The 24,202-nt window shown below is 68.3% G+C and carries 12 protein-coding genes; 5 read left to right on the top strand and 7 right to left on the bottom strand.

Annotated features, from left to right (window positions below):
- Positions 1 to 9: 9 nt before the first annotated feature.
- Both TY25_RS29280 and TY25_RS29275 read left to right on the top strand, forming a co-directional pair.
- Positions 10 to 11,967, top strand: a complete 11,958-nt coding sequence (locus tag TY25_RS29280) for a non-ribosomal peptide synthetase (RefSeq protein WP_269082745.1) — start codon at positions 10 to 12, stop codon at positions 11,965 to 11,967.
- A 186-nt stretch (positions 11,968 to 12,153) separates the two neighbouring features.
- Positions 12,154 to 13,269 (top strand): DUF3558 family protein, encoded by a 1,116-nt coding sequence (locus tag TY25_RS29275; protein WP_162184236.1) that lies wholly within the window; start codon positions 12,154 to 12,156, stop codon positions 13,267 to 13,269.
- On the opposite strand, the gene TY25_RS29270 is transcribed toward TY25_RS29275, so the two are convergent.
- Entirely contained in the window at positions 13,241 to 13,696 is a 456-nt protein-coding gene (locus TY25_RS29270) for a MerR family transcriptional regulator (protein WP_042261368.1), read from the bottom strand. The two genes, TY25_RS29275 and TY25_RS29270, sit on opposite strands and share 29 nt — an antisense overlap.
- A 122-nt stretch (positions 13,697 to 13,818) precedes the next feature.
- Between TY25_RS29270 and TY25_RS29265 the strand changes: the two genes are divergently transcribed.
- Positions 13,819 to 15,120, top strand: coding sequence for a flavin-containing monooxygenase (locus TY25_RS29265; protein WP_042261366.1), 1,302 nt, complete (start codon positions 13,819 to 13,821; stop codon positions 15,118 to 15,120).
- Positions 15,121 to 15,172: 52 nt separating this feature from the next.
- Here TY25_RS29265 and TY25_RS29260 read toward each other — a convergent pair whose 3' ends face one another.
- From TY25_RS29260 to TY25_RS29235, 6 genes are all read right to left on the bottom strand, one after another.
- A complete protein-coding gene (locus TY25_RS29260) occupies positions 15,173 to 16,915 on the bottom strand; it encodes an acyl-CoA dehydrogenase family protein (protein WP_042261364.1) in 1,743 nt (580 codons plus the stop codon).
- Positions 16,915 to 17,706, bottom strand: a complete 792-nt coding sequence (locus TY25_RS29255) for an acyl-ACP desaturase (protein ID WP_042261362.1) — start codon at positions 17,704 to 17,706, stop codon at positions 16,915 to 16,917. The genes TY25_RS29260 and TY25_RS29255 overlap by 1 nt, the downstream gene beginning before the upstream one ends.
- Positions 17,703 to 17,957: an acyl carrier protein gene (locus tag TY25_RS29250; RefSeq protein ID WP_042261360.1), complete on the bottom strand. Its 255-nt coding sequence runs from the start codon at positions 17,955 to 17,957 to the stop codon at positions 17,703 to 17,705. The genes TY25_RS29255 and TY25_RS29250 overlap by 4 nt, the downstream gene beginning before the upstream one ends.
- 41 nt (positions 17,958 to 17,998) lie before the next feature.
- Positions 17,999 to 18,856 (bottom strand): class I SAM-dependent methyltransferase, encoded by an 858-nt coding sequence (locus tag TY25_RS29245; protein WP_042261358.1) that lies wholly within the window; start codon positions 18,854 to 18,856, stop codon positions 17,999 to 18,001.
- The gene (locus tag TY25_RS29240) at positions 18,840 to 20,540 is read right to left on the bottom strand and encodes an AMP-binding protein (protein WP_052383264.1); all 1,701 of its coding nucleotides are present in this window, start codon (positions 20,538 to 20,540) and stop codon (positions 18,840 to 18,842) included. Before TY25_RS29240 ends, TY25_RS29245 begins: the two co-directional genes overlap by 17 nt.
- Positions 20,541 to 20,655: 115 nt before the next feature.
- Complete coding sequence (locus TY25_RS29235; RefSeq protein ID WP_042261356.1) at positions 20,656 to 21,546, bottom strand: helix-turn-helix domain-containing protein; 891 nt, start codon at positions 21,544 to 21,546, stop codon at positions 20,656 to 20,658.
- A 188-nt stretch (positions 21,547 to 21,734) separates the two neighbouring features.
- Between TY25_RS29235 and TY25_RS29230 the strand changes: the two genes are divergently transcribed.
- Together TY25_RS29230 and TY25_RS29225 are read left to right on the top strand one after the other, a co-directional pair.
- Complete coding sequence (locus TY25_RS29230) at positions 21,735 to 22,112, top strand: peptidase inhibitor family I36 protein (protein ID WP_081869171.1); 378 nt, start codon at positions 21,735 to 21,737, stop codon at positions 22,110 to 22,112.
- Positions 22,113 to 22,141: 29 nt separating this feature from the next.
- Positions 22,142 to 24,130 (top strand): flavin monoamine oxidase family protein, encoded by a 1,989-nt coding sequence (locus TY25_RS29225; protein ID WP_226887315.1) that lies wholly within the window; start codon positions 22,142 to 22,144, stop codon positions 24,128 to 24,130.
- The last annotated feature ends 72 nt before the right edge of the window (positions 24,131 to 24,202 follow it).

Here is a 24,202-nt window from a genome sequence, read left to right as displayed (position 1 = left end):
TTCTTCGCCCTGGGCGGCGACAGCATCGTCTCGATCCAGCTCGTGGCGCGGGCGAAGGACCGCGGAGTGGTGTTCACCCCCAAGCAGGTCTTCGAGGCCCGGACGGTTGCCGCGCTGGCGCGGGTGGCCGCATCCGTCGAGCCCGCCGCGACACTCGCCGAGTTGCCCGGCGGCGGCCTCGGTGAGCTGCCGCTGACACCGATCGTCCGGTGGATGGTGGAGCACGGCGATTTCCGACGGTTCAACCAGACCGTGGTACTCACCGCGCCGGCCGGACTGGACCGTGCCGGGCTGATGGCGATCGTGGCGGCGGTACTCGACCGGCACGACATGTTGCGAGCCCGGCTGTGGCACGACGGCCGGGACTGGCGGCTCGAGGCCCGGCCGCGCGGGTCGGTGGACGTGGCGTCGCTGATGCATCCGATCGTCATCCCGGACAGCGACGCGCAGCGCCGCAATCAGCTCATGCAGGCAGCGGTGCGGTCCGCGCTCTCGCGGTTGGAGCCGGCCAATGGTGTTGTTTTGCAAGTTCTTTGGGTTACTACCGCAGGGACGACGCAGCCCGGACAGCTGGTCGTCGTCGCCCATCACCTTGTGGTCGACGGCGTTTCATGGCGCATCCTGCTGCCGGACCTGCTGTCGGCGTGGCAGCAGTACCGTGCGGGTACCACGGTGTCGCTGCCGCCGGTGGGCACGTCGATGCGGCGTTGGGCCCATGGTTCGGCCGAGGCAGCGCGTTCGGCGCAGCGGGTCGCCGAACTGCCGCTGTGGCAACGGATCGTCGACGGTCCGGACCCGCTGCTCGGATCCGGTACGGTCGAACCCGCGGGCGCGGTGCGCGTGCGGCGAGTGCAGGTCGCGTCCGATATCACCGAGGCGTTGCTGACCCGCGTGCCCGCTGCCTTCCACGGCGACGTCCAGGATGCGCTGGTCGCCGCACTGGCACTGGCCGTGACTCGCTGGCGCTCCGGCCGGGGCGTCGCCGAGCCGTCGACCCTGTTGCGGCTGGAGGGACACGGCCGCGAAGAACAGGTGGTCGCCGGTGCGGACCTGACCGCGACGGTCGGTTGGTTCACGACCGTCTATCCGGTCCGGATCGATCTGGCGGGAATCGATCTCGAAGCGGCCTATGCCGGCGGGGCCGCCATCGAGACGGCGATCAAGAGCACCAAAGAGCAACTGCGCGCGATCCCCGATCACGGCATCGGCTACGGGCTGCTGCGCTATCTCAACCCGGAGACCGCAGGCGCCCTGCCTGCCGAGCTGCCGGCGCAAATCGCCTTCAACTACCTCGGTCAGCTGTCGCCGCACGGATCCGCCAGCGGGACAGAAGCTTCCGATTTCGCCGTCACCGACGAACTCGGCGCTCCGCTCGCCGACGCGGATCTACACGCCATGTCGACGGCGACCGTCGACATCACGGCGGTCGTCACCGAGGGCCGATTGTCGGCCACCTTCGGTTACCGCGAGGCCGTGCTCGACGCGGCGGAAGCGGATGCGCTGGCCCACCTGTGGGTCGAGGCCCTGCATGCCGTCGTCGCCCGGCTGGACCGGCCGCACGCCGGTGGGCACACACCGTCGGACTTCCCGCTGGTGCAGGTGACCCAATCCGATATCGGGGCCTGGGAGGCGCGGTACCCGAGGCTGGTCGATGTATGGCCGTTGTCGCCGTTGCAGACCGGCCTGCTGTTCCACGCTCAGCTGGCCGAGTCGGCGATCGACGTGTACGCGGTCCAGCTCGCGATCAGCCTGTCCGGACGCGTCGACGCGGCACGACTGCGGCACGCGGCCGGGTTCCTGCTGCGGCAGTATCCGAATCTCCGGGTGGCTTTCGGCACCGATACCGCGGGTGCGGGTGTGCAACTCGTCGTCGACGACGTGCCGGTGCCGTGGTGCGAGGTCGACCTGCGCGCGCTGACAGGCGCGGCGGCCGAGTCCGCCCTGGCGGCAGTGCTCGACAGGGACAAAGCCGAGCCGTTCGATCTCGGGAACGCGCCGCTGCTGCGCTGCACCCTGGTCGCGCTGGCCGGGGATCGGTACACGCTGTTGCTCTCGTACCATCACGTGCTGTTCGATGGTTGGTCGATGCCGACGCTGCTGCGCACCCTGCTGGCGGTCTACGCGGAGCCGAACGCGGTCGTGCGCGCGGAACCGGCGGCTGCGTATCGCTCCTACCTCGACTGGCTGGGCCGCCAGGATCGGCAAGCCTCGCTTCAGGTCTGGCGAGACGCGCTCGACGGCGCCGAGGCGACGCTGCTCGCCCCGCCCACTACCGCGCAGAAGACGTCGACGCGAATGGGCTCTGTCCCAGTGGAATTGGACGCGCGGAGCACCGCACAGCTGCTTGCCGCGGCATCGTCCGCCGGGGTCACGGTGAACACCGTGTTCCAGGTGGCGTGGGCGATTGTGCTGGGCTGCCTGGCCGGTCGTGCCGACGTCGTGTTCGGCACGACGGTGTCCGGTCGGCCTGCGGAGCTGCCCGGCATCGAGTCCGCGGTCGGCTTGTTCATCAACATGATCCCCGTGCGGGTCCGCTCCTACCCGGGCGAACCGTTTGCCGCGCTGTTGGATCGGGTGCAGGCGGAGCAGTCGGAACTGCTGGGGCACCATCAGATCGGCCTGACCGATATCCATGCGGCCCTGGGTGTCTCGGCGCTGTTCGACACGGTCCTGGTGTTCGAGTCCTATCCCGTCGACGAGGCCGCGCTCGCGGCGCAGGCTGCGGCGATCGACGGCATGCGGGTGGAGGAGCTGCGGTCGAACGACGCCGCGCACTATCCGCTCGCGCTGGTGGTGGTCAAGGGACAGCCGTTCCGGGCGCAATTGCAGTACCGGCCCGGAATTTTTGAGCGGGCGCAGGTGCAGGCCTGTGCCGATCGGCTAGCGCACGTGCTGGCCGCGATCACCGCCGACACCTCGGTCTCGGCGGCGTCGCTCGACCTGTTGTCCCGGGCCGAGCGGGCCCGGCTGGTACCGGTGCGCGGTCGTCCGGCGGAGCCCGCGTGGGTGTTGGCGGAGCTGCTCGGTACGGGCGCCGCGATCGATCCCGCCGCACCCGCGGTGATATCGGGCGCGACGACCCTGAGCTTCGGTGCACTGGACAGCCGTTCGAACCAGTTGGCCCGGTTGCTGATCGGGCGCGGTCTCGGGCCGGGCGACGCCGTCGCGCTGGCGATGCCACGAGGGATCGAATTCCTCGTCGGACTGTGGGCCGTGACCAAGGCCGGTGCGGCCTTCGTACCGATCGATCCGCGCCATCCATCGGACCGGGTCGCGGGCATGACCGCCGATGCCGATGTGCGCCTTGCACTGTCGGTGACGAGCACGGTGGGCACGGTGCCGGAGACACTCGATCGGTTGCTCCTCGACGCGCCGGACCTGCCTGCGCGCCTCGCCGAATTCCCGACGACCGCCGTGACCGACGCGGACCGGGTCCGCCCGATCCGGTCCGGTCACGCCGCTTACGTGATCTACACCTCCGGGTCCACGGGCACGCCGAAAGGCGTTGTGGTCACCCACGATGGTTTGGCGAACTTCACCGCCGAGCAGCGCGCGCGGTACCGCGTGGACACGAACGCGCGGGTGTTGGCGGTCTCTGCGCCGGGTTTCGACGCGGTCATGATGGAACTGCTGATGGCGCATCCGAACGGGGCCGCGTTGGTGGTGTCGCCACCGGACGTCTTCGGTGGCGCGCAGCTCGCGGAAATCATCGCCCGGCAGCGGGTTTCGCACGCCTTCGTGACGACGAGCGTGCTGGCGACCATGTCGCCCGCCGGGTCGGGATCGCTGCGGGTCTTGATCACCGGTGGTGAACGGGTGCCGGAGGAACTGGTCTCGAGCTGGGCGCCGGGCCGGCAGCTGTACATCGCGTACGGACCGACCGAGACGGTCATCGTCACAACCATCAGCGAGCCGATGGCCCCCGATGCGCCGGTGACGCTCGGCCGGCCGATCCGCGGTGTCGAGGCAGTCGTGCTGGACGCGTTGTTGCGGCCGGTGCCGGCCGGGGTGCGTGGTGAGCTGTACCTCGGCGGCGTCCAGCAGGCGCGGGGCTATCTGAACCGGCCGTCGCTGACGGCCGCGTCCTTCGTCGCGAATCCGTTCGATGGCAACGGATCCCGTCTGTACCGGACCGGCGACCTGGTGTGCTGGACCGCGCACGGTGACCTGGAGTTCCTCGGACGCAACGATTTCCAGGTCAAGGTGCGTGGGCAGCGGATCGAGCTGGGCGAGATCGAGGCCGTGCTCGCGGCGCAGCCGGGCGTGCGCCGAGCCGTCGTGGTGCATCGCGCCGAATCCGACCGGCTCATCGGCTATCTCGTCGGCGCGGAACTCGACGCGGATGGGGTGCTGGCCGCCGCCGGACAGCGGCTGCCCGCGCACATGGTGCCCGATGCGTGTGTGGTGCTGGCCGAGCTGCCGCTCACGGTGAGCGGGAAATTGGATCGTGCGGCCCTGCCGGAGCCGGAGCAGGTCACCCGGGTGTACCGCGCGCCGGCGACCCCCACCGAGCAACTGGTGGCGGACCTGTTCGCCGAGCTGCTCGGCGTGGACCGGGTGGGTGCCGACGACGACTTCTTCGCACTCGGCGGGCATTCGCTGTCGGCGATGCGCGTGACGTCGCGCTTGTCCGCGACGGCCGATGTCCGGATCGGTGTGCGCGAGGTGTTCGAGGCGCCGACGCCTGCGCGCCTGGCACGGGTGCTGGATGCCGCGGCCGGTGGTGCGGCGCAACCGGAACTGGTTGCCCGGGAACGACCCGACCGGGTGCCGCTGTCGTTCGCGCAGCTGCGGATGTGGTTCATCAACCGGTTCCAAGGCGCGGCAGCGGGATACACCATTCCGCTGGTGCTGCGGCTGACCGGTGCTCTGGACACGGCGGCCCTGGCCGCGGCGCTCGGCGATGTGGTGGGGCGGCACGAGAGCCTGCGCACGGTGTACCCGGACGACGAGGGGACGCCGTTCCAGCAGGTGCTGGATCAGGCCGCCGTGCCCTTCGACGTGCGGCCGGTGGATTCGGGCCGGCTCGCCACCGCGATCGCCGAGTGCCTGCGTCAGGGTTTCGACCTGTCACACGAGCTGCCGTTGCGGGTCACGTTGCTGGACAACGGCTCCGGTGAGTACGTACTGGCAATGGCGATCCATCACATCGCCGCCGACGGGTGGTCGATCGCGCCGCTGGCGCGCGACCTGTCCACCGCCTACGCGGCGCGGCGAGCGGGGCGGGCACCCGAATGGCGTCCGTTGCCGGTCCAGTACGCGGACTACACCCTCTGGCAGCGCGAGATGCTGGGTGCGGAGACCGACCCCGAGTCTGCGATGGCGCGCCAGCTCGCCTATTGGACAACGCATTTGGCGGGTGCGCCGGAACGGCTGGACCTGCCTGCCGATCGGCCCCGGCCGATGGTCGCTTCGCAAGCAGGCGAGAGCTATTCGTGCGCGCTGGACACTGAACTGTTCGCCCGGATCGGTGCATTGGCGCAGGCCCACGAGACGACGGTGTTCATGGTGTTCCATGCGGCGCTGGCGCTGTTGCTGTCGCGATTGTCCGGCTCCGATGACATCGTCGTCGGTACGCCGATCGCGGGGCGGGGTGCGGCGGCCCTGGACGAAGTGGTCGGCATGTTCGTCAACACGCTGGTGCTGCGGACACGGATCGACGAGGCCGGCCCGTTCGCGGACCTGCTCGATCACGTGCGGCGGGTGGATCTCGAGGCGTTCGCCAATGCGGACATTCCGTTCGAACGCGTGGTGGAGGCCGTCGACCTGCCCAGGTCCCAGGCCCATCATCCGCTGTTCCAAGTAATGCTGGCGTTCCAGAATCTCGACCTGGATCCGGCGTCCGCGCAGTTGCCGGGTATCGCGGTCACTCCCGTGCAGCTCGAGGTCGGGGTCGAACGGTTCGACCTGTCCATCACCGTCGCCGACATTCCGGACGCGAACGGTGCTGTTCCGATCACCGTCGGCTATGCGACGGATCTGTTCGACCGGTCGACGGTCGCGGATATGGCGCGGCGGTTGGAGTCGATTCTGCGTGCGGTCGTCGCCGATCCCACGGGTGTCTTGCGTGATTCTGCCGTGCTCGATGCGCGGGAACGGGAGTCGTTGCGGGAGTGGGGCGATGGCGGACCCGGACCCGCCGCGCGCACCCTGGACGAGATGTTCGCGGCGGTGGCTGCCGGATTCCCCGATCACCTCGCGGTCGTGGACGCGCGCGATCGCCTGACCTATCGGGAACTGGATCGGTGGTCGAACCGCTGCGCACGGGCGCTGATCGACCAGGGCGCCGGCCCGGAAACAGTGGTGGCGATCGCGCTCACGCGCTCAGCGGCCTGGGTGCGGGCGGTGTGGGCGGTCGTGAAGACCGGTGCCGCCTTCGTGTCCGTCGATCCGGCGCAACTGTGGGAGCGCAACCGGTTCGTCCTCGACGATGCCGCCGCGACCGTTGTACTGGTGGACGGGGAATTCGCAAGTGACGCGGCAGGATTGGATATCGCGGACTTGCGTCGGGCCGGCATCGCGGTGCTCGATCCGGAGCGGCTCGCTCTCGGTGGGTACCGCGACGCACCATTGGCCGACAATGACCGGCACGCTGCGGTGCGGCCCGGCAACACCGCCTACGTCGTGTACACCTCGGGAACGACCGGTACGCCGAAGGGCGTCGCCGTCACCCACGCCGGTCTGGCCGCCGTCGCGACCGCGCAGCGGCTGCGGTTCGATCTCGGCGCGGACTCGCGGGTATTGGCGGTGGCCGCACGCACTTTCGATGCGGCGGTCTTCGAATTGACGTCGGTGGTCTCGGTCGGCGCGACCCTGGTCGTCGCCGCGGGTGACGTCTTCGCCGGTGACCCGCTCACGGAGTTGATCGATGCCGAAGGCGTCACGCATGCGTGCCTGACGCCGGCCGTGGCCGCCACGTTGGATGCCGAGCGGCTCAACGGGTTACGGGTACTGATGGTCGCCGGCGAAGCGTGTCCGCCCGCACTGGTGCGGCAATGGTCCGCTACCGACGCCGCCGGTATTCGTGCACTGCACAACCTGTACGGTCCGAGCGAGGCCACGATCTGGGTCACCGCGGCCGAATTGCGTGCGGGCGAACCGGTGTCGCTGGGCGGGCCGATTACCAGCGCCCAGGTCATGGTGTTGGACGGGTACCTGCGTCCGGTGCCGCCGGGTGTCGTGGGGGAGTTGTACACGGCCGGACCGGGTGTGGCGCGCGGGTACCTCGAGCGGAGGGGGTTGACCGCGGCGTCGTTCGTCGCGGACCCCTTCGGACCGCCCGGATCTCGGATGTACCGCACCGGTGACTTGGTGCGATGGGTGCACTCGGGTGAACAGCGGACGTTGATGTTCGCCGGCCGCTCCGACCGTCAGGTCAAGATCCGGGCGCAGCGGCTCGAACTGGGCGAAATCGAAAGCGTGCTGGCCGGATTGGCCGAGGTGCGGCACGCGGTGGTCGTCACGCACACCATCGGCGGCGACCTCACCGATGCGCCGAGTGGCGCGGTGCGCTTGGCCGCCTATGTCACCGCGGCACCCGGGCACGCGCCCGATCCCGACGCGGTCCGGCGGTCCGTCGCGCAGCGGTTGCCGTCGTACATGGTGCCCGACTCCGTCGCGGTACTGGACGAACTGCCACTGACCTCGACCGGCAAACTGGATCGGCGCGCGCTGCCTGCCCCGGATTGGTCGGTCGTGCCGTATCGGGCCGCCGCCACGCCGTTCGAGGAACTCGTGATCGCGGTGTACGCCGAGGTGTTGGGCATCGACCGGGTCGGTGCGGACGACGACTTCTTCGCGCTGGGCGGGCATTCGTTGTCGGCGACCCGGGTAGCGGCGCGGGTGAGCGCGGTGGCGGGCACCGAGGTGAGCGTGCGGGACGTGTTCGATACGCCGACCGTAGCGGGCCTGGCTCGGATACTCGGCGCGCGCTCGACCGGCGGCGCGGACCCGGCACGGTCCCGGTTGCTGGTGCGCGAACGGCCCGAGTATCTGCCGTTGTCGTTCGCGCAATGGCGGATGTGGTTCATCAACCGGCTCGAACCGGACTCACCGGCCTACAACATCCCGCTCGTACTGCGCTTGACCGGTGCGCTGGATGTCCCGGCGATGATCGCCGCCCTCGGTGATCTCGTGGCCCGCCACGAAACCTTGCGCACGGTCTTCCCGGACCGGGACGGGAATCCGTACCAGCGGATCGTGCCGGTGCCCGAGGCCGCGCCGGCGGTCGAGGTGCGGACCGTCGCTCCGGCCGAACTCGAGAACGCCGTATTGCCGCTGGTGCGGCGCGGTTTCGAGCTGTCGAGTGCGTTCCCGTTGCGGGTTACGTTGCTGGCCGGCGGTTCCGATGAGCACGTGCTCGTACTCGTCCTGCATCACATCGCGGCGGACGGTTGGTCCCTGGCGCCGCTGGCGCAGGATTTGTCGCTGGCGTACGCGGCGCGCCGGGCGGGCCGGGAGCCGGCGTGGGCGGCCCCGCTGCCGGTGCAGTACGCGGATTACACGCTGTGGCAGCGGGAAATGCTGGGAGCGGAGTCCGACCCGGCGAGCGTCTCGGGCCGCCAGCTCGCGTATTGGACCGAGCAACTGGCGGACCTGCCGGATCGTTTGGAGCTGCCGGCCGACCGGCCCCGGCCCGCCGTGGCCTCGCAGCGCGGTGGCACGTATTCGTTTGCGGTGGCGGCGGATACGGTGACCGGTCTGCACCGGGTCGCGCGTGCGCGGCACGCGACGGCGTTCATGGTGGTGCACGCGGCTTTGGCGGCATTGCTGTCGCGGCTGTCGGGCAGTGGTGATATCGCGATCGGTACGCCCATCGCGGGGCGCGGTGCCGCCGCGTTGGACGGCTTGGTCGGCATGTTCGTCAACACGCTGGTGCTGCGCACTCAGGTCGATGCGTCCGCCTCGTTCGGCGATCTGCTGGATCAGTGCCGCCGCGTCGATCTGGCGGCGTTCGCGCACGCGGACATCCCCTTCGAGCGAGTAGTGGAGGCGGTCGATCCGCCACGGGCACAGTCGCATCACCCGCTGTTCCAGGTGATGCTGGCGTCCCAGCACCTCGATCTCGAGCTGACCGGCGCGCAACTGCCGGGCATCCGGTGCGCCCCGATGGATCTCGGTGTCGAGGTCGAACGCTTCGACCTCACCGTCACCGTGTCCGATACCCCGGACGCGGACGGTGGCCTGCTGATCGGGATGAGCTATGCCCGAGACCTTTTCGATCAGCAGACGATTGCCACAATGGGGCGGCGCTTCCGGCGCATCCTCGACGCGGTGGCCGCCGATCCCGCGATGCGGTTGCGCGAACTCGAGGTGCTCGACGCGCGCGAGCGAAAGTTGCTGTCGGCGTGGGGTTACGGTGGACCAGGACCGGAGGCCGTTACCTTGGCCGAGATCCTCGGTCGAGCCGCCGTCGAGCACGCCGATCGGGTCGCGGTCGTCGACGCCGGGGCCGAGTGGACGTACCGCGAGCTGGACGACTGGTCGAACCGATGTGCGCGAGTCCTGATCGATGCCGGAGCGGGCCCGGAAACCGTGGTCGCCCTTGTGATTCCGCGTTCGGCGGCGTGGTTCCGCGCGGTGTGGGCTGTCGCCAGAACCGGTGCGGCGTTCGTATCGATCGATCCCGTGCATCCGGCCGAACGCAATCGCGTCATCCTCACCGATTGTGCTGCCGCGATAATTCTCGGCAGCGGTGAAAACATCGCGCAAGCAATCGGTTCCACTGTGGATGCGCTCGAGTGGGGCAATGCCGACGCGCGGATGATCGATCTGGACCGGCTCGACGTGTCCCGGTGCAGTGCTGCACCGGTCAGCGATCTCGACAGGGTCGCGCCGGTACGGCCGGTCAACACGGCGTACGTCGTCTACACCTCGGGCTCGACCGGCACACCGAAGGGCGTGGCCGTGACCCACGCGGGACTGGCGGCTGTCGCGGCGGTCCAGCGTTCGAGGTTCCAGGTCGACCCTGGCTCCCGGGTATTGGCCCTTGCCGCACGCACTTTCGACGCGGCGATGCTGGAAATGCTGCTGGCCGTGCCGGCCGGTGCCGCAGTGGTGGTTGCCCCGGCCGATGCCTTCGCCGGGGAACCGCTGGCGCAGCTGATGCGGGCCGAGCGTGTCACGCACGCCTTCCTGTCGCCCGCGGTCGGCCTCTCGGTCGATCCGGGCGGGCTCGACGCCCTGCGGGTGCTGCTGACCGGTGCCGAAGCCTGTCCGCCGGAGCTGGTGCGGCGGTGGTCGGGTACAGACGCCGCCGGGGTCCGCGAGGTGTTCAACCTGTACGGGCCCACCGAGGCCACCATCTGGATCGCGGGCGCGCAGTTGGCGATCGGTGATCCGGTGTCGCTGGGCGGCCCGATCCCGGGCGTGCGGTTGACGGTGCTGGATTCGTCGCTGCGGCCGGTGCCGGCGGGCGCGGTCGGTGAGTTGTACGCGGCCGGTCCCGGAGTGGCACGCGGATATCTGAACAGGGCGGGGTTGTCCGCGACATCGTTTGTGGCCGACCCGTTCGGTGCGGCAGGTTCACTGCTGTACCGGACCGGAGACCTGGTGCGGTGGCAGGTCGTCGGCGCGAATGACGCGGTGTTGCTGTTCGTGGGTCGCGCCGACGGTCAGGTCAAGATTCGTGGTCAGCGCCTCGAACTCGGCGAAATCGAAACGGCGCTGGCCGGATTGGCCGAGGTCCGGCACGCGGTGGTCACCGTCCGCGCCGGTGAAAGCGGCGATGCGCGCTTGGCGGCCTATGTCGTCGTCAGGGATCGGCGCGACCTCGACGCGGCGGCGATCCGGCAGGCGGCGGCGCAACGGTTGCCGTCGTACATGGTCCCCGACACCGTCACCGTGCTGGATGCATTGCCGTTCAACGCGAATGGGAAGGTGGACCGGGCTGCTCTGCCCGCACCGGAATGGGTGGTCGCACCGTATCGAGCCCCCTCGAACCCGCTCGAGGAGCTCGTGGTCGCAGTGTTCGCCGAGGTGCTCGGCGTGCCGCGGGTGGGCGCCGACGACGACTTCTTCACCTTGGGCGGCACTTCGGTGGTCGCCATGCAGCTGGTGGCTCGCCTGCGTTCGTGCAGCGGGACCGCCGTTCCGTACCGGCTGATCTTCGCCGACTCGACACCGGCCTCGCTCGCGCGGTATCTGGCGCAACCGCAATCGGATTTGGGCGTCTCGCTCGGCGTGCTGACGCCGCTGCGGTCGGCGGGCCACGGCACCCCGTTGTTCTGCGTCCATCCGGGCGGTGGTCTCGCGTGGGTGTACGGCGCACTCGCCGGGCACCTGGATCCGGATCGGCCCGTGTACGGCCTGCAGGATCCCTACATCGTCGAGGACGGTACGCGGCTGGAATCAGTGGCGGCGTACGCCGAGCGTTACGTCGACGAGCTCTTGAAGTCCTTCCCGGACATCACGTTCCATCTGCTGGGCTGGTCGCTGGGCGGCAAGATCGCGCACGCCATGGCGGCGCGGCTGCAAGAGCTGGGGCACCCGGTCGGGCTGCTCGCCCTCGTCGATACCGGTATCGCGGAAAACCTCGACCTGCCGCCCGCCTCCGAGTCCGACGACGTGCAGAACCGCCGGGCGCTGACCGAATTCCTGCGCGGCTGGCGGGATTTCCTCGGCATGACCGACGAGCAGCAGATCGATGATCCCGAAGAGCTGTTCCCGCTACTCGCGGAACGACTCAGCAGCGAAGGCATCCTGACCACGCAACAGGTGCAACGGGTAACGGAGAGCTTCATGGCTCCGGTGCCGCACACGCCCGGGTATTTCGACGGCGACGCCGTGCTTTTCGTCGCCGCCCGCGAGTCGTACCGCGACCAGATCGCGCAGACCTGGCGCGGGCACATCACCGGGCCCATCCAGGAGATACCGATCGACGAATGGCACACAGGAATGATGAACCCGCGAGCCGCCGCCGCAATCGGCCCGCTCCTGAACGAACTACTTCGAGCAAAGGAGTCGTGACAGTAGAACTGCGCGGCCCCTGAAACTCACTGCTCCCGAGGGACGAACCCGGGCTGTTACCGTCCGAACGGACGACGACGGATACCGCGGGGGTTGTGAATGCGAATAGGCAGGCCATGCCACATATTTCGGCAGCGGGCGGGCTCGACGTCGCGGTTGTACCGTGGCGTCGGGCTGCTGGCGGGTGTGCTGGTCACGACGGCTTGTTCCGGTGGTGGCACCGACGATCTGCGATACGCGACCGGATTCGCCGCGCTGCCCGCATCGTGTGCCGAGGTCGGCGCGATCGTGGCCGATGCGTTACAAGGGTTTTCCGGATCCTTGCCCGCGGGTGACGCACAACCCTTCACCAAGCATCGGTACACCACCGCCGTCGGGGGATCGCTCGAGTGCGAGACAACCTTCGAAGATCCGATTCCGCGGCCCGAACAGGTCGCCGAGCCCGTACCGCTGTCCCGCGCGGCGACCATCCATCTGTTGTTCCTGGACGCCCCGACTCTCGCGGACCGAAGCACCACGGCGACAACCTCGACCGGGCCGGAACCCGCCACCGTGACACCGTTGCCCGGTATCGGCGACGGCGCGACGATAAGTTTCCAGCCCGCCGGCGACCGTCGGATCGCGGCAGACGTGTCGGCGCAGGTTGCCAACCTGTCTGTGCTCGTCCGCACTACGGGTCTGGACTGGTCTGGTGCGAGTGGCACCCCACCGACGGGCGACTCGCCGAAACTGCGTACGGAATTGGCGGCAGGAGCCCAAGCGATCGCCACGGTGCTCACTCGCGGCCTGTCGTCCAGTCTCCCGCGCCGCACCCTGGACAGCGTCCGCCAGACCACTCAGGAGCCCGCTACCGCCACGACAACTCCTGCGCCCCAACCTGTCTGGGATCCGTGCAGTATCCCTGACGGCGACGTCACGGCCGCCGGACTGGACCCGTGGACGAAGAACGCGACCGTGGCGAGCGATTCGCGGGGACGATGCAGTTGGTCCGCGAGCTGGTTTGGCGTGGACGTGCACACCACCGACCAGCGATTCGCCGAATTCGCCTACGGCAGTGCACGGTTCCTTCGGCCTGCCCCGATCGCCGTCGCCGACCGGCGTGCCGTGCTCGCGCGTCGCAGCGAGTCCGATTCGACCTGTTCGCTGCTCTTCGATGTCCCACAGCAGACCGGCGGCGGAATCGAGACCGGCACCGTCGAACTGGAGGCGTCGTCCGACGTTCCCGGTCGCGGCGACGAACTGTGCGGCGAACTCGCGCGGCTGGCCGTACCGCTCAGCGCCCACTTCCCGGCTGGTCGCTAGCGGCGATCGCGCGGTTGTCGGTCATGGTGCGCAGGTAGGGGCAGGCTTGGGCGGGGTTGGGGTCGGGGCAGGTCAGGAGGTGTTCCAGTAGCGCGCGGGCGGCCGCGAGGCGTTGTTGCTGCTGGGCTATCTCCTCGAGGCGTTGCTGGACCGCGTGCCGCCACTCGTGATTGCGCGCGGCTAGAACCGTGCCGATTTCGTCGAGGTTCATCAGACCGGTTTCGCGCCACATCTGGATGAGGCCGATGCGATGCAGTTCGTCGTCGCCGTAGAGGCGCCAGCGCGACCGCCGCTGGGCCGGGCGGAGCAGCCCGCGCTTCTCCCAGTAACGCAGCGCCGATTCTGCCAAGCCGAATCGCCTTGCGGCCGTGCCGATTCCGACCAGGCCCTGGTCTCGCGGCCGGTCTGTCGCAGCGGTGTCGTCCATCTCACCTGCCGTTCTCGTCGTCGTAGGTCTTGATCTCTACTCGACTTCAAATGTTTGAGTAAGGCAAGCCTAACGAACCGGGTGGAACTACGACCGTCGCGCAGCGCGGAGAGGGTGATCCGATGACCATCGAATATGCCGAAACTGTCATCATCGGTGCGGGCCAGCAGGGGTGTGGGGTGGCCGCCTCGCTACAGGAGATCGGCCACGAGGCGGTGATCGTGGAGAAGGCCGAGGTGGGTCATGCCTGGGCACACGAGCGGTGGGACAGCCTGCTGGTCGGTAGCGGTAACCGCACCATCCAGCTCCCCGGCTGGGAATACGACGGTGCCGATCCGGACGGCACCATGTCGGGTCGCGAGCTGGCGGGGCACCTACGTCGCTACGCGGCGCAGCGACAGCTTCGGGTATGGCAGCACACCGAGGTGCGTGCGGTCGAGTGCCCGCCGGCAAAGTCGGATCGCGACGATGTCAGGTTCCGGACGTCGCTGGCGACCGGTGCGGTGCTCGAATCCCGCAACGTCGTCGCGGCGGTGGGCGGTTACGCCAAGCCTCGGGTGCCGGACTGCGCGGCCGATATCGATCCGGCTGTCCGGCAAGTGCATTCGCGTGACTACCGCAACCCGGCGACACTGCCCGAGGGCGCGGTCCTCGTGGTCGGGGCGGGCATCAGCGGCCAGCAGATCGCCGACGAACTCGCCGACACCGGCCGCCGCGTCTTTCTGTCGGTCGGTCGGCACCGGGTGTTTCCGCGCCGCTACCGGGGCCGGGGCATCCACGAGTGGATGTACATCTTCTCGCTGTACGACGATTTCGTGACCGGGCATTCCGACAGTGCCGATCCGGCCAAGCTGCCCGGCCTGCCGGTGAGCGCCGTGACGAACCGCGGCGCGGACCTCAACCTCGGCACCTTGGCCGAAAAGGGTGTCGGCCTGGTCGGCTCCGTGCGTGCGGCGCAAGGCACCGTACTGTCGTTGGCGGACAATGTCGTCGACGTCGCGGCGGATTCCGCTCGGTCGCTCCGCGCGATTCTGCATCGGATCGACACCGGAATCCGCCTGCGCGGCTTCGTCGCTCCGAAACAGGAGCCGCCCTTGGACGTGCACATGACGCATATCGCCCCTTTCGGCAGCACACTCGATCTGGCGCAGCACGGCATCACGGCGATCATTTGGTGTACGGGTTTCGGGCCGGACTACCGCTTCCTGCCCCAGCAGGCCCTCGACGAGCACGGCGCGCCCCGCCGGCAGAAGGGCATGCTCGGCGCGCTACCCGGCCTCTACTACGCCGGACTCCCCGACGGAAACTCGTTGCACCTCACCGGCATCCCCGCCACTGTCGAGTGCGGGCGCTTCATCGCCCGCCAAATCCACATCGACGCCGTCTTGCGCTCCGGGTCCCCGGAGTCCGTAGTCGTGCGGTAGGCGCTTACTGCACCCCAGGGCATTGCGGCTGTCAGGGCCGATGCAGGCCGCCCTACGCCGACTGCGCCTGTCCCCGCGGGGCGTGCAGCGGGGTGGTGTCCCGGGCTGCGGTGACGGTGCGGTGCACGTAATCGGGGTGGGCGAGGGGGACGTCGAGCAGGACTGCCGGGACGTCCAGGAGGTCGAGGACCTCGGCGTGATCCTCGGCGCACCGATCGCTCAGTTCGCTTCGCTGGGTGAACAGGCCGCGGATGCCGGGACCGTCGAGCAGTCCCTCCGCGGCCAGGTGATCGGCAAGGCCCAGCAGGCAAGTCACCGCGTGCAGCAGCCGGAGGCGGTCGTCGACGGGGCCCCGCGCATGAGCCGACCATCGGCGCAGCAGCGCGGCACTGCAACTGGCGTGCCCGTGCGGCCGGCACAGTGCGCCGCTGCGAGTTTCGCGCCATCGCCGTAACAGCAACTGCGCCAACGCTTCCAGCAGGGCGATTCCCTCGGCGCAGGAGCGCAGACCGGCCTGTGTGAGGGTGGGCGCGGTGGGCAGGGCACTGTCGGCCTCCGTGTTTTTCGCCACGATGCGGACGCTTTCGTAGCAGAGGACGTTGTTGTCGCCGCCGAAGGTGGTGTTGATCTCGCCGTCCACCCGGGCGGTGACGATCTCGTTGTGGCTGTGGAATCCGTGCCCGCCGCACAGTTCGCGCAGTTCTACGAGCGCCGTGTTGGCGGCCCACGAGGCGTGGGCTTTGGCCGCGGAGGTCAGCCCGTGCAGCGGCCGTCCGTGCAGGGTGATCGGCTCGGTCGGATAGCGGCTGGTCCACTGCTCGATGAGGTGTTCGGTCAAGTGCTGCAACGCGAGCGCCTCGGCGACCACGGGCATCAGGCGTTCGCGGTAGTGCTCGAAGCTCAGCAGGCTCTTGCCCGAGGTCTCGCGGTATGTGCTGTAGCGCAGGGTGATCGCCGAGCAGCGCCGCATGACGGCGGCCGCTCCCGTGACCGGGAAGATGCGTTCCTGGGAGAACGTCCCGAGGCAGCGCAGATAGCGTTCGCGACTGGGGATTTCGCTCACATACTTGCCGGAGTCGTCGATCTGCGCCCAACCGGACATAAGCGCGTCCAGCGGAATGCGGTACTGGTCGAAATGGAGCATCCCGGTCTGGTTCCCGGGGAGCCCGCCCTTCGGATCGGCCCGGCGAATCCGAATGCCGGCGAACGGCATCGCCCCTTCGCCCGGACGCAGCGGCACCCGAAACCAGTGGTGCCCTTCGTCGCTGCCGTCGACCACGAGCCGGGCGAGCACCATCGCGTACGTGGCGGAGAAGAGGCTGTTGCCGATCCAGTATTTCGCCGCGTCGTCGGACGGGGTCACCAGGGTCAGCGAGCGGTCCTCGTGGCGGTAGTGGGCCTGCGTCCCGGTGGTGATGAGGTTGGTGCCGCGGCCGATCTCGGTCGCCGCGAACGCGTACACCTGTGCCATCCGGTCGATTTCGTCGCGGTAGGCCGCCACCTGCGCCGGGCTGCCGTGTGCGAGCAGCGCGTTGCCTGCCAGCTGCTGGTTGCCGGTCGTCGCGACCAAGGAGATGTCGAAGGCGCTCAACCAGCCCGCGGTGCGGACCAGATCGGGGAAGCGGTCCTGCCGGTTGCCGCCGCACCACGCCTCACTGCCCACGATTCCCTTGGCGTGCAGTAGTTTCGCGCGCTCGACGGTCAGCCGCATCAGGTCGTCGACGTCCAGCTGGTAGCGGACGTGCGGATCGAAGAGTGGGTCGCTGAGCAGATCGATCACCGGTGATCCGGGCACTATCGCTCCTTCGGGTGGAAGGTGGGTGCGGGTAGATCGTGGCGGGTCAGGTGCAGCGCCGAAAGGGTGGGCGCGACGATGTCGCGCAGGTAGACCTGCGCGTTGATCCCGGTGGAGCGCATCAGAACCGAGCGCGCCTCGGGATCGGGCAGCAGCTGTTCGGCGGGCATGCGAAAGGTCCGCAGCACATGGGCCAGATCGGCGAGGGTGCCTGCGCGGTCCTCGTCGAGCAGCAGCGCGACCATGTGCTGATAGAACTTTGTGTGCGCCATCTCGTCGCGGCCGATGATCCGATAGATATCGGCCAGGACCGAGTGCCCGGTCTGGCCGGCCAGGGCGCGCTGAGAGCGATAGACCACGAAAGTCGTGAGCTCCTGGACCATTCCGTAGATCAGCATCTGCCGGGGACTCTCGTACGGCCGTTCCCAACGCTTGGCCAGGACCGTGTCCGCGTAGTCGTGGAGCTGCTCTTGGGTGCGCTGACCACTGCGATGCAGGTATTCGCGGAGCACGAGCGCGTGTTTGGATTCCTCGTACCCCCAGTTCGCGGCGAACCAGGCCTGTGCGTAGTTGCGGCCGAACAGTTCCAGGTGCGTGTTGAGGTAGTCGGGGAGGAAAAGTTCGACACCGCAGAATGTTTCGGCGTTGGTCGCCAGCTGCGTGTCGCTCCGCGTGGTGTCGAGCCCGTCCCAGTCGATGTCGTTGAACGGATTCCAGCGGCGCGTGCGCTCGGCGTTCTCGAAGAAGGTCATGTATGTGCGGTGAAAGGATTCGCGCAGATTCCTGTTCATCGATCGACCCGGTGCGCTAGTTCGGTCATGATGAGCCGGCACAGCCCCTCGACATCGGTGACGGCATAGAGCTTTTCGTCGGGCAGGCGGATGTCGAGCTGCTTCTCGGTCCACGTGACGAGCTCCAGCAGCTGCACCGAATCGATGCCGGAGGAGAAGAGGTCGGAATCCGGGCGTAACGGCGGATGCGCTGTGGAGGTGACATCGCGCAGACCGCTGCCGAGCAGGGCCAGCAGTTCGTCCTGGGTCATAGGCATTCCTTCGGTGCGGTTTCGTTTGGGGCAGAGAGCTTTTACTCGGGATCGTCCACGCGACGCAGGCACCACTGGGACAGGGTCATGTGCCTGCGTGCGAACGAGTTGATACAGCACGTCAAATAGCGGTCGTAGGTGTCGAAGAGGTCGCCGCCCCAGCGATCGCGAATTTCTTCCTCGTGCGCGCGCAACCGGGTGCGCCAGTGCGTGGTGGTTCGTTCGTAGTCCTCGCGCCGAGTGCGCAGTTGCATGACCTCCCAGTAGGGGCCGACGGCCATGATGATGTCCTCGGCCCGGGGCGTCATGCCGCCGGGAAAGATGGTCTCGCCGAGCCAGCGCAGCTCGCGTGCGTCCTCGGCTCGGCGCGGCAGGCGGTCACGCAGACCCGTCTGGAGTGCGAAGTACGCGCCAGGGTTGGTCCATGTCCACGCCTTGTGGAAGTAGTCGCGGTACCGGGCGACGGCTCGTCCGGCGCGGGCGTCCGCGGGGGTGCAGACATGTTCGATCATGCAGATCGACTGCACCGCGTCGAAGGTGTGCGCCGGGGTGAAGTCGCGATAGTCGACGCAGGAGACGGTGACTCCCGGCAGGTCGCGGCGCACGATGTCGTCGTACTGAGCTTGCGACAGGGTGATGCCGTGTGCTCGGGCGACGTCGCGTTCCTGCGTGAGATAGGCCAGGTTGTTGCCCCAGCCGCAGCCGATATCCAGCACCGTGCGGTCGGGCGCGATGTGCGCGAAGTCGTGCAGGACCGCGAGTTTGGCGAGCTGGGCGGTGTCCAGATCGTCGGTGTCGTCGAAGACGCCGCAGGTGTAGTTCATCCGGCTGTCGAGCCAGAGCCGGTAGAACTCCGGGTCGAGGTCGTAACTGACGGCGATGTCAGCTTTGCTGGACATGCAGCGCCCCTTCCAGATAACGGCGGCGGGTCTCCTGCCGCCGTGGTTTTCCCGAGGTCGTCCTGGGCACGGTGCCGGGGGCCACGGTGACCACGTCGTGCACCGGGATGCCGAGGGCGGCGGCGACGGCTTCCCGCAGTGCCGCGGGAATTTCCGTCGTCTCCGCGGTCCGGCATTCCGCGACCACGACCAGTTCCTCGGAGCCCGATCCGGGCCGGGTGCAGGCGACGACTCCGCCCGCCCGCACACCGGCCACGGTCTCGGCGACCCACTCCACCCGTTGCGGATCGATGTTGCGGCCGTTGAGGATCAGCAGATCCTTGACCCGGCCGGTCACGAACAGTTCCCCGTCCGCCAAGTAGCCGAGGTCGCCGGTACGCAACCAGCCGTCCGACCGAAACGTGTGGTGCGTCGCGGAGACCGCACCCAGATAGGCGTAGGCGATCGAGGGACCGCGCACCCAGATCTCGCCGATGCTCCGCTCGGCGACGGCTTCGCCGACGTCGTCGCGCACGACGATCTGATGCCCGGCCAACGGCGGTCCGCAGCTGACGATCGTCGCTGACTCCTCGGAAATCACAGGCGTGGGGCAGTTTTCGGGCTCAGCCGATACCGGGGCGGCGATTTCCGGGTCGAAGGGGACGGCGCGTCCGCCGGACAATTCGCCGGCGCGGATCCGGTCCACGCGGTAGGGGTGATCCGGCGGGGCGAGCGCGACTGCGAGGGTAGCCTCGGCGAGTCCGTAACACGGTGTCAGCGCTTCGGGTTGGAGTCCCGCGGGTGCGAAGGTGCTCAGAAAGTGTTGCAACACAGCGTGGTTGATAGGCTCCGCGCCGCACCCGAGCACGCGCACGTGATCGAGCCGCAGCGCGGCGATCTCCTCGGGCGAGGTCCGGCGGGCGCTGAGCGCGTAGGCGAAATTGGGGGCGAAACTGATCGTCGCGCGCCGTTCGGACATGGCGCGCAACCACAGCCCGGGTCGGCGGACGAAGGCGCGGGTCGGCACGAAGGAGACGGGAACGCCGATCAGCAAGGGCGCCAAGACGAATCCGACCAGACCCATGTCGTGGTGCAGTGGCAGCCACGACAGCCCGCGGTCCACCGACGGATCGCCGCGCAGGCCGTGGCGCATGATGGCCATCCCGTTGGCACGCACCGCCGCCACGCGCGCGGGGATCGCGCGCGGAGTTCCGGTGCTGCCGCTACTGAACTGCACATACGCGGTCGCGTCCGGCTCGGGATGGCAGGGGTCCGATGCGTCCGGCGGTGCGGCCACGACGGTGTCCAGGACTATCGTCCGCTCGTTGCCCGCGGGTGCGGCGTTGCCGGCGCGCAGCGCGATCGCGCGGGCCTGCGCTGCCGCGGCCATCGCTGCCACGTGATCGTGCCAGGCGGCGCGACGTCCCTGCGGCGGCGGTGGCGGCACCGGAACCGGCATCACACCGGCCCACAGGGCGCCGAGGAAAGCCGGGACGAAGAGGCGCGGGTCGGTGGCCTCCATCGCGACCCGGTCACCGGGTCGGACACCGGCCGCGCGCCATCCCGTGGCGGCAGAGCGCACCTCGCGTAGTAGGTCGTGCCGGCTGACGACGGTCCATTCGCCGTTCTCGCCGAGGTATTCATGGGCGGGCGCGTGGTCGTTCTCGTAACCGGCCACGACATCGGTGACCCAGCTTTCGCGCAAGTGTCGTTGCCCCTCTCGCACAGCCGATTTCGAAGAATCGGAGCGGTCGTGTTCCGGGTCTCAGTACACGTGACCGCGCGGCGCGAGGGCCAGACACGGAATTGCGGCGTGCCGATCAGTTCTTGCGATACACCGAAGGCCGGACTCCGGTGTACCGCAGGAAAGCGGTGGACAGCGCACCGGCGCTGCCGAAACCGCAACGCGGCGCGATCTGTTCGATCGAGAGCTCGGTGTCGCGCAGCAGCCGCTTCACCTCGTCGACCCGCAGCCGGAGCAGGAACTGGTGCGGTGTCGTCCCGGTCTCGGTCCGGAAGACCCGGACCAGGTGATAGACGCTGAGATGCACCTCGCCCGCGATATCCGCCAAAGTGATCGGCTCGGCGAACCGTTCGCGCATCATCGTCACCGCCGCCCGCACGCGCCGATCCTCGCGGGTCGGTGCCGTCGGCGCCGCCGCACCGGCATGCCGGACCAGCAGGTGCATGCTCAGAAAGGCGGCCGCGGACTCGGCGTAGAGATCGTCCGCGCCGCTGGGGACCGCGAGTGCGCGCACCACTTCCTCGATCAGCGGATCGCCCTGCGTGAGCGCCGCGGACACCGCTTCGAAATCCACTCCCTGTTCGCCCAATTGCGCCGCGGCCGTGTCGACGGTGGTGCGCGGGATGTGCACCTGCACGCTGCGCATCGGACCGTCGCCGCGGTAGCTCACCGAAGTGGCCTGGCCCGGCAATTTGGCGTCGATCGTGCCGGGCAGCCAGGTGGACGGCACGCTGCGCCCGCCGTTTCGCGTCTGCATCACCGCTTTCCCCGTCAGCGGTAACACCAGATGCAGATCCGCCGCGGCAGGCAACGGCATCTCGCGCACCACGGGCGCATGCTCGAACCGCTGTACGAGCAGCGACTGCCAGCCGGCATCCTCGAAGCTGCAATACGTTCGCCGAACGTAGCCGTCGAAGTCGAAACCGGCATAGGGTTGCAGATCGAAACGCGTGGAATCGAACACCATACCCCGAGCCTACTCAGCGGGTAGTTCGCAACCGTAACAACTCGATAATCCGCGGGTCATCGTCTTCGAGAACGCACCACCGCGGCGCAACTGGGGTTGCAACTGGGGAATGCGATGACTTCGATTGTCCTACCATCCATTCGACGGCAGACTCGCTCGAGCCGCCGCTTAACGGGAGGGATACGACCATGCGATTTCGCATGAATTTCAAACAGGGCGTCGCGGCGGTTTCAGCGGTTGCCGGAATGGTCGGAATGGGCGCGTTCGCCGCGCCCGCGCAGGCCGAAGCGGCTGGATACGACCGCTGCCCGAGCGCCCGGTTCTGTATCTTCAGCGCACCCAACGGCGGTGGCCGAATTGCCTACTTCCAGCTCGGCTCGACCGACCTCCGGTTGCAGAACATGGACGGCCAGGTCTATTCCCTCTGGAATCGCACATCGCAATCGTGGCAGGGATACACCGAGTACAACTATCGCGGCGGTATCATTTTCAATGTCACCCCGGGCTGGAAATCCGACGTCCCAGCCGACGTCGCCGTGCAAATTCACTCTGTACGTGGTGTCTGAATCGCGACGTCAGTCTGCGACGGGCGACGATGTGGCCGGGACTTCCGGAGCCGTCGGCGCCCGGCCAGGTACCCGAGCGACGATCGGGCGAAGGGCGGAACCAGGCGTGCTGTGCGGCCCCATCCGCACCGTGGCAAATTCCGTCGGCGCGCCTACCGGTCGACATCGCTGCCGTCCGAACCACCCCTGCTAACGTCTGGCAACATCGCAAGAAATCAGCCGGGTCGTGGTCCACAGAAGGGATCGGTCGGGGCGTGGCGGAAACTGTGATCGGACGGCGTGCGTTGTTGACCACCGCGGCCGCGGCGGGAGCGTTGGCCGCAGGCGCGACGACCCTCGCCTGCGGTCCGCCTTCCGCTCGAACCGACTTCGCGCGGTCGATGGATCGCAGCGTGGAGTTGGCCAGGGAGATGCTGGGGGTCGACGCCGCGGGCAACGATCTGCGGCTGACCTACCTGCGCACGCTGATCGACACCGGTCTGCCCGGAACTGCTGCACCCAAACGAGTTCTGGTGATCGGCGCGGGTCCGGCCGGACTGACCGCGGCGAATCTGCTGGCCGACGCCGGGCACCGCGTGACGGTCATCGAAGCCAACGGCAGCCGAACCGGCGGGCGCGTCAAGACCTTTCGCGGCATGTTCAGCGATCCGAACCTGTATGCGGAGGCCGGGGCCATGCGGCTACCGAGCGCCCATCCCATGGTGCTCGCGCTCGCCGACAAATTGGGGCTGCGGCGGCGGCAATTCCACAACGCGGACGTCGCGCCGGAGGCACGTTCCGCGGCGGTCACGCCCGTCGTATATCGCTCCTTCACCGGCGAGCAATGGAGCAACGGTCCCGCTGCCGAGTTCCGGCCACCGCCCGCGGCGGGCCGTACGCTGATCAACACCAACGGAAGGATCGTCACGCGTGCCGAGTACGCCGGCGATCCCGCGGCGTTGCATCGTGATTTCGGTGTGGACCTCACCGCGCCGGCCAGGGTTGCGCTCGATTCGGCGTTGCACAAGGTGGGGGTGCCTGACGACTGGCCCATCGAGCGTCGAATCGATGGCTGGGCAAAGGTTTTCAATACCTACGAGGACTACTCCACGCACCGTTATCTGATGGAGCACGGCTGGAGCCTTGCGCATCTCGCCACGGTGGGCACCCTGGAGAACCTGACCTCCCGACTGCACTACGGTGTCATCTCCGCGATGGTGGACCATGCCCTCATCCGCCCGGACGCGAGCTACTGGGAACTCGAAGGCGGCACCGCGACGTTGACCGATGCGCTCACCCGCAAACTCGCGCCTGCCGTGCGTCAGGGCAGACGCATGACCCACCTGGAGCAGACCGATCGCGGTGTGAAGGTGTGGACCACCGCCGAATCCGGCAGCGAGCACACCGATGGCGCACCGATGGATCCGATCGAAACGTTCGAGGGCGACTACGCCATTCTCGCTATTCCCTTGACCGCCACTCGTTTCTGCACCTTCGACCCGCCGCTGTCCTATCCGACCCGTCGTGCCATCACCGAGCTGCACCATGATGCCGCCACCAAGGTGCTGCTCGAGTTCAAGACCAGGTTCTGGGAGCAAGGCGTGCGCGGATTCCGCGGTGGTGGGTGCGTATCGGACTGTCCTAATCGATTCACCTATTTCCCCTCCCACGTGCCAGAGTCCGACGGCGGCGTCGTCCTGGCCAGCTACACCTGGTCCGACGATGCCATGCGCTGGGATTCGCTCACCGAAAGCGAGCGGGTGCATTTCGCGCTTGCTGGGATGCGTCGCATGTTCGGTCCCCGGGTCGACACCGAATTCACCGGTGTCGGTGTCTCGCAGTCCTGGCAACGTGCCCGCTACGCCCTGGGTGAAGCGGTCATTCCCACCCCCGGCCAGCTACACGAACACCACGCCGCGACCCGGACAATCGAAGGGCGAATCCATTTGGCCGGCGACCACACGACGCTCAAGCCGGCATGGATCGAAGGAGCGCTCGAGAGTGCGGTTCGCACTGCCCTGGAAGTTCATCAGAGATAAAGGGAGCGGTGTCGATCGCGGTACGACCGCTGCCGAGGGTTCGGGATCACAGGAGATACTGGGCGACGATGT

This window comes from Nocardia brasiliensis NBRC 14402, assembly GCF_000308475.2.
Lineage (GTDB): Bacteria > Actinomycetota > Actinomycetes > Mycobacteriales > Mycobacteriaceae > Nocardia > Nocardia brasiliensis.
The sequence above is the reverse complement of the archived record's forward strand: the minus strand, read 5'-3'. Positions and strand labels throughout refer to the sequence as shown.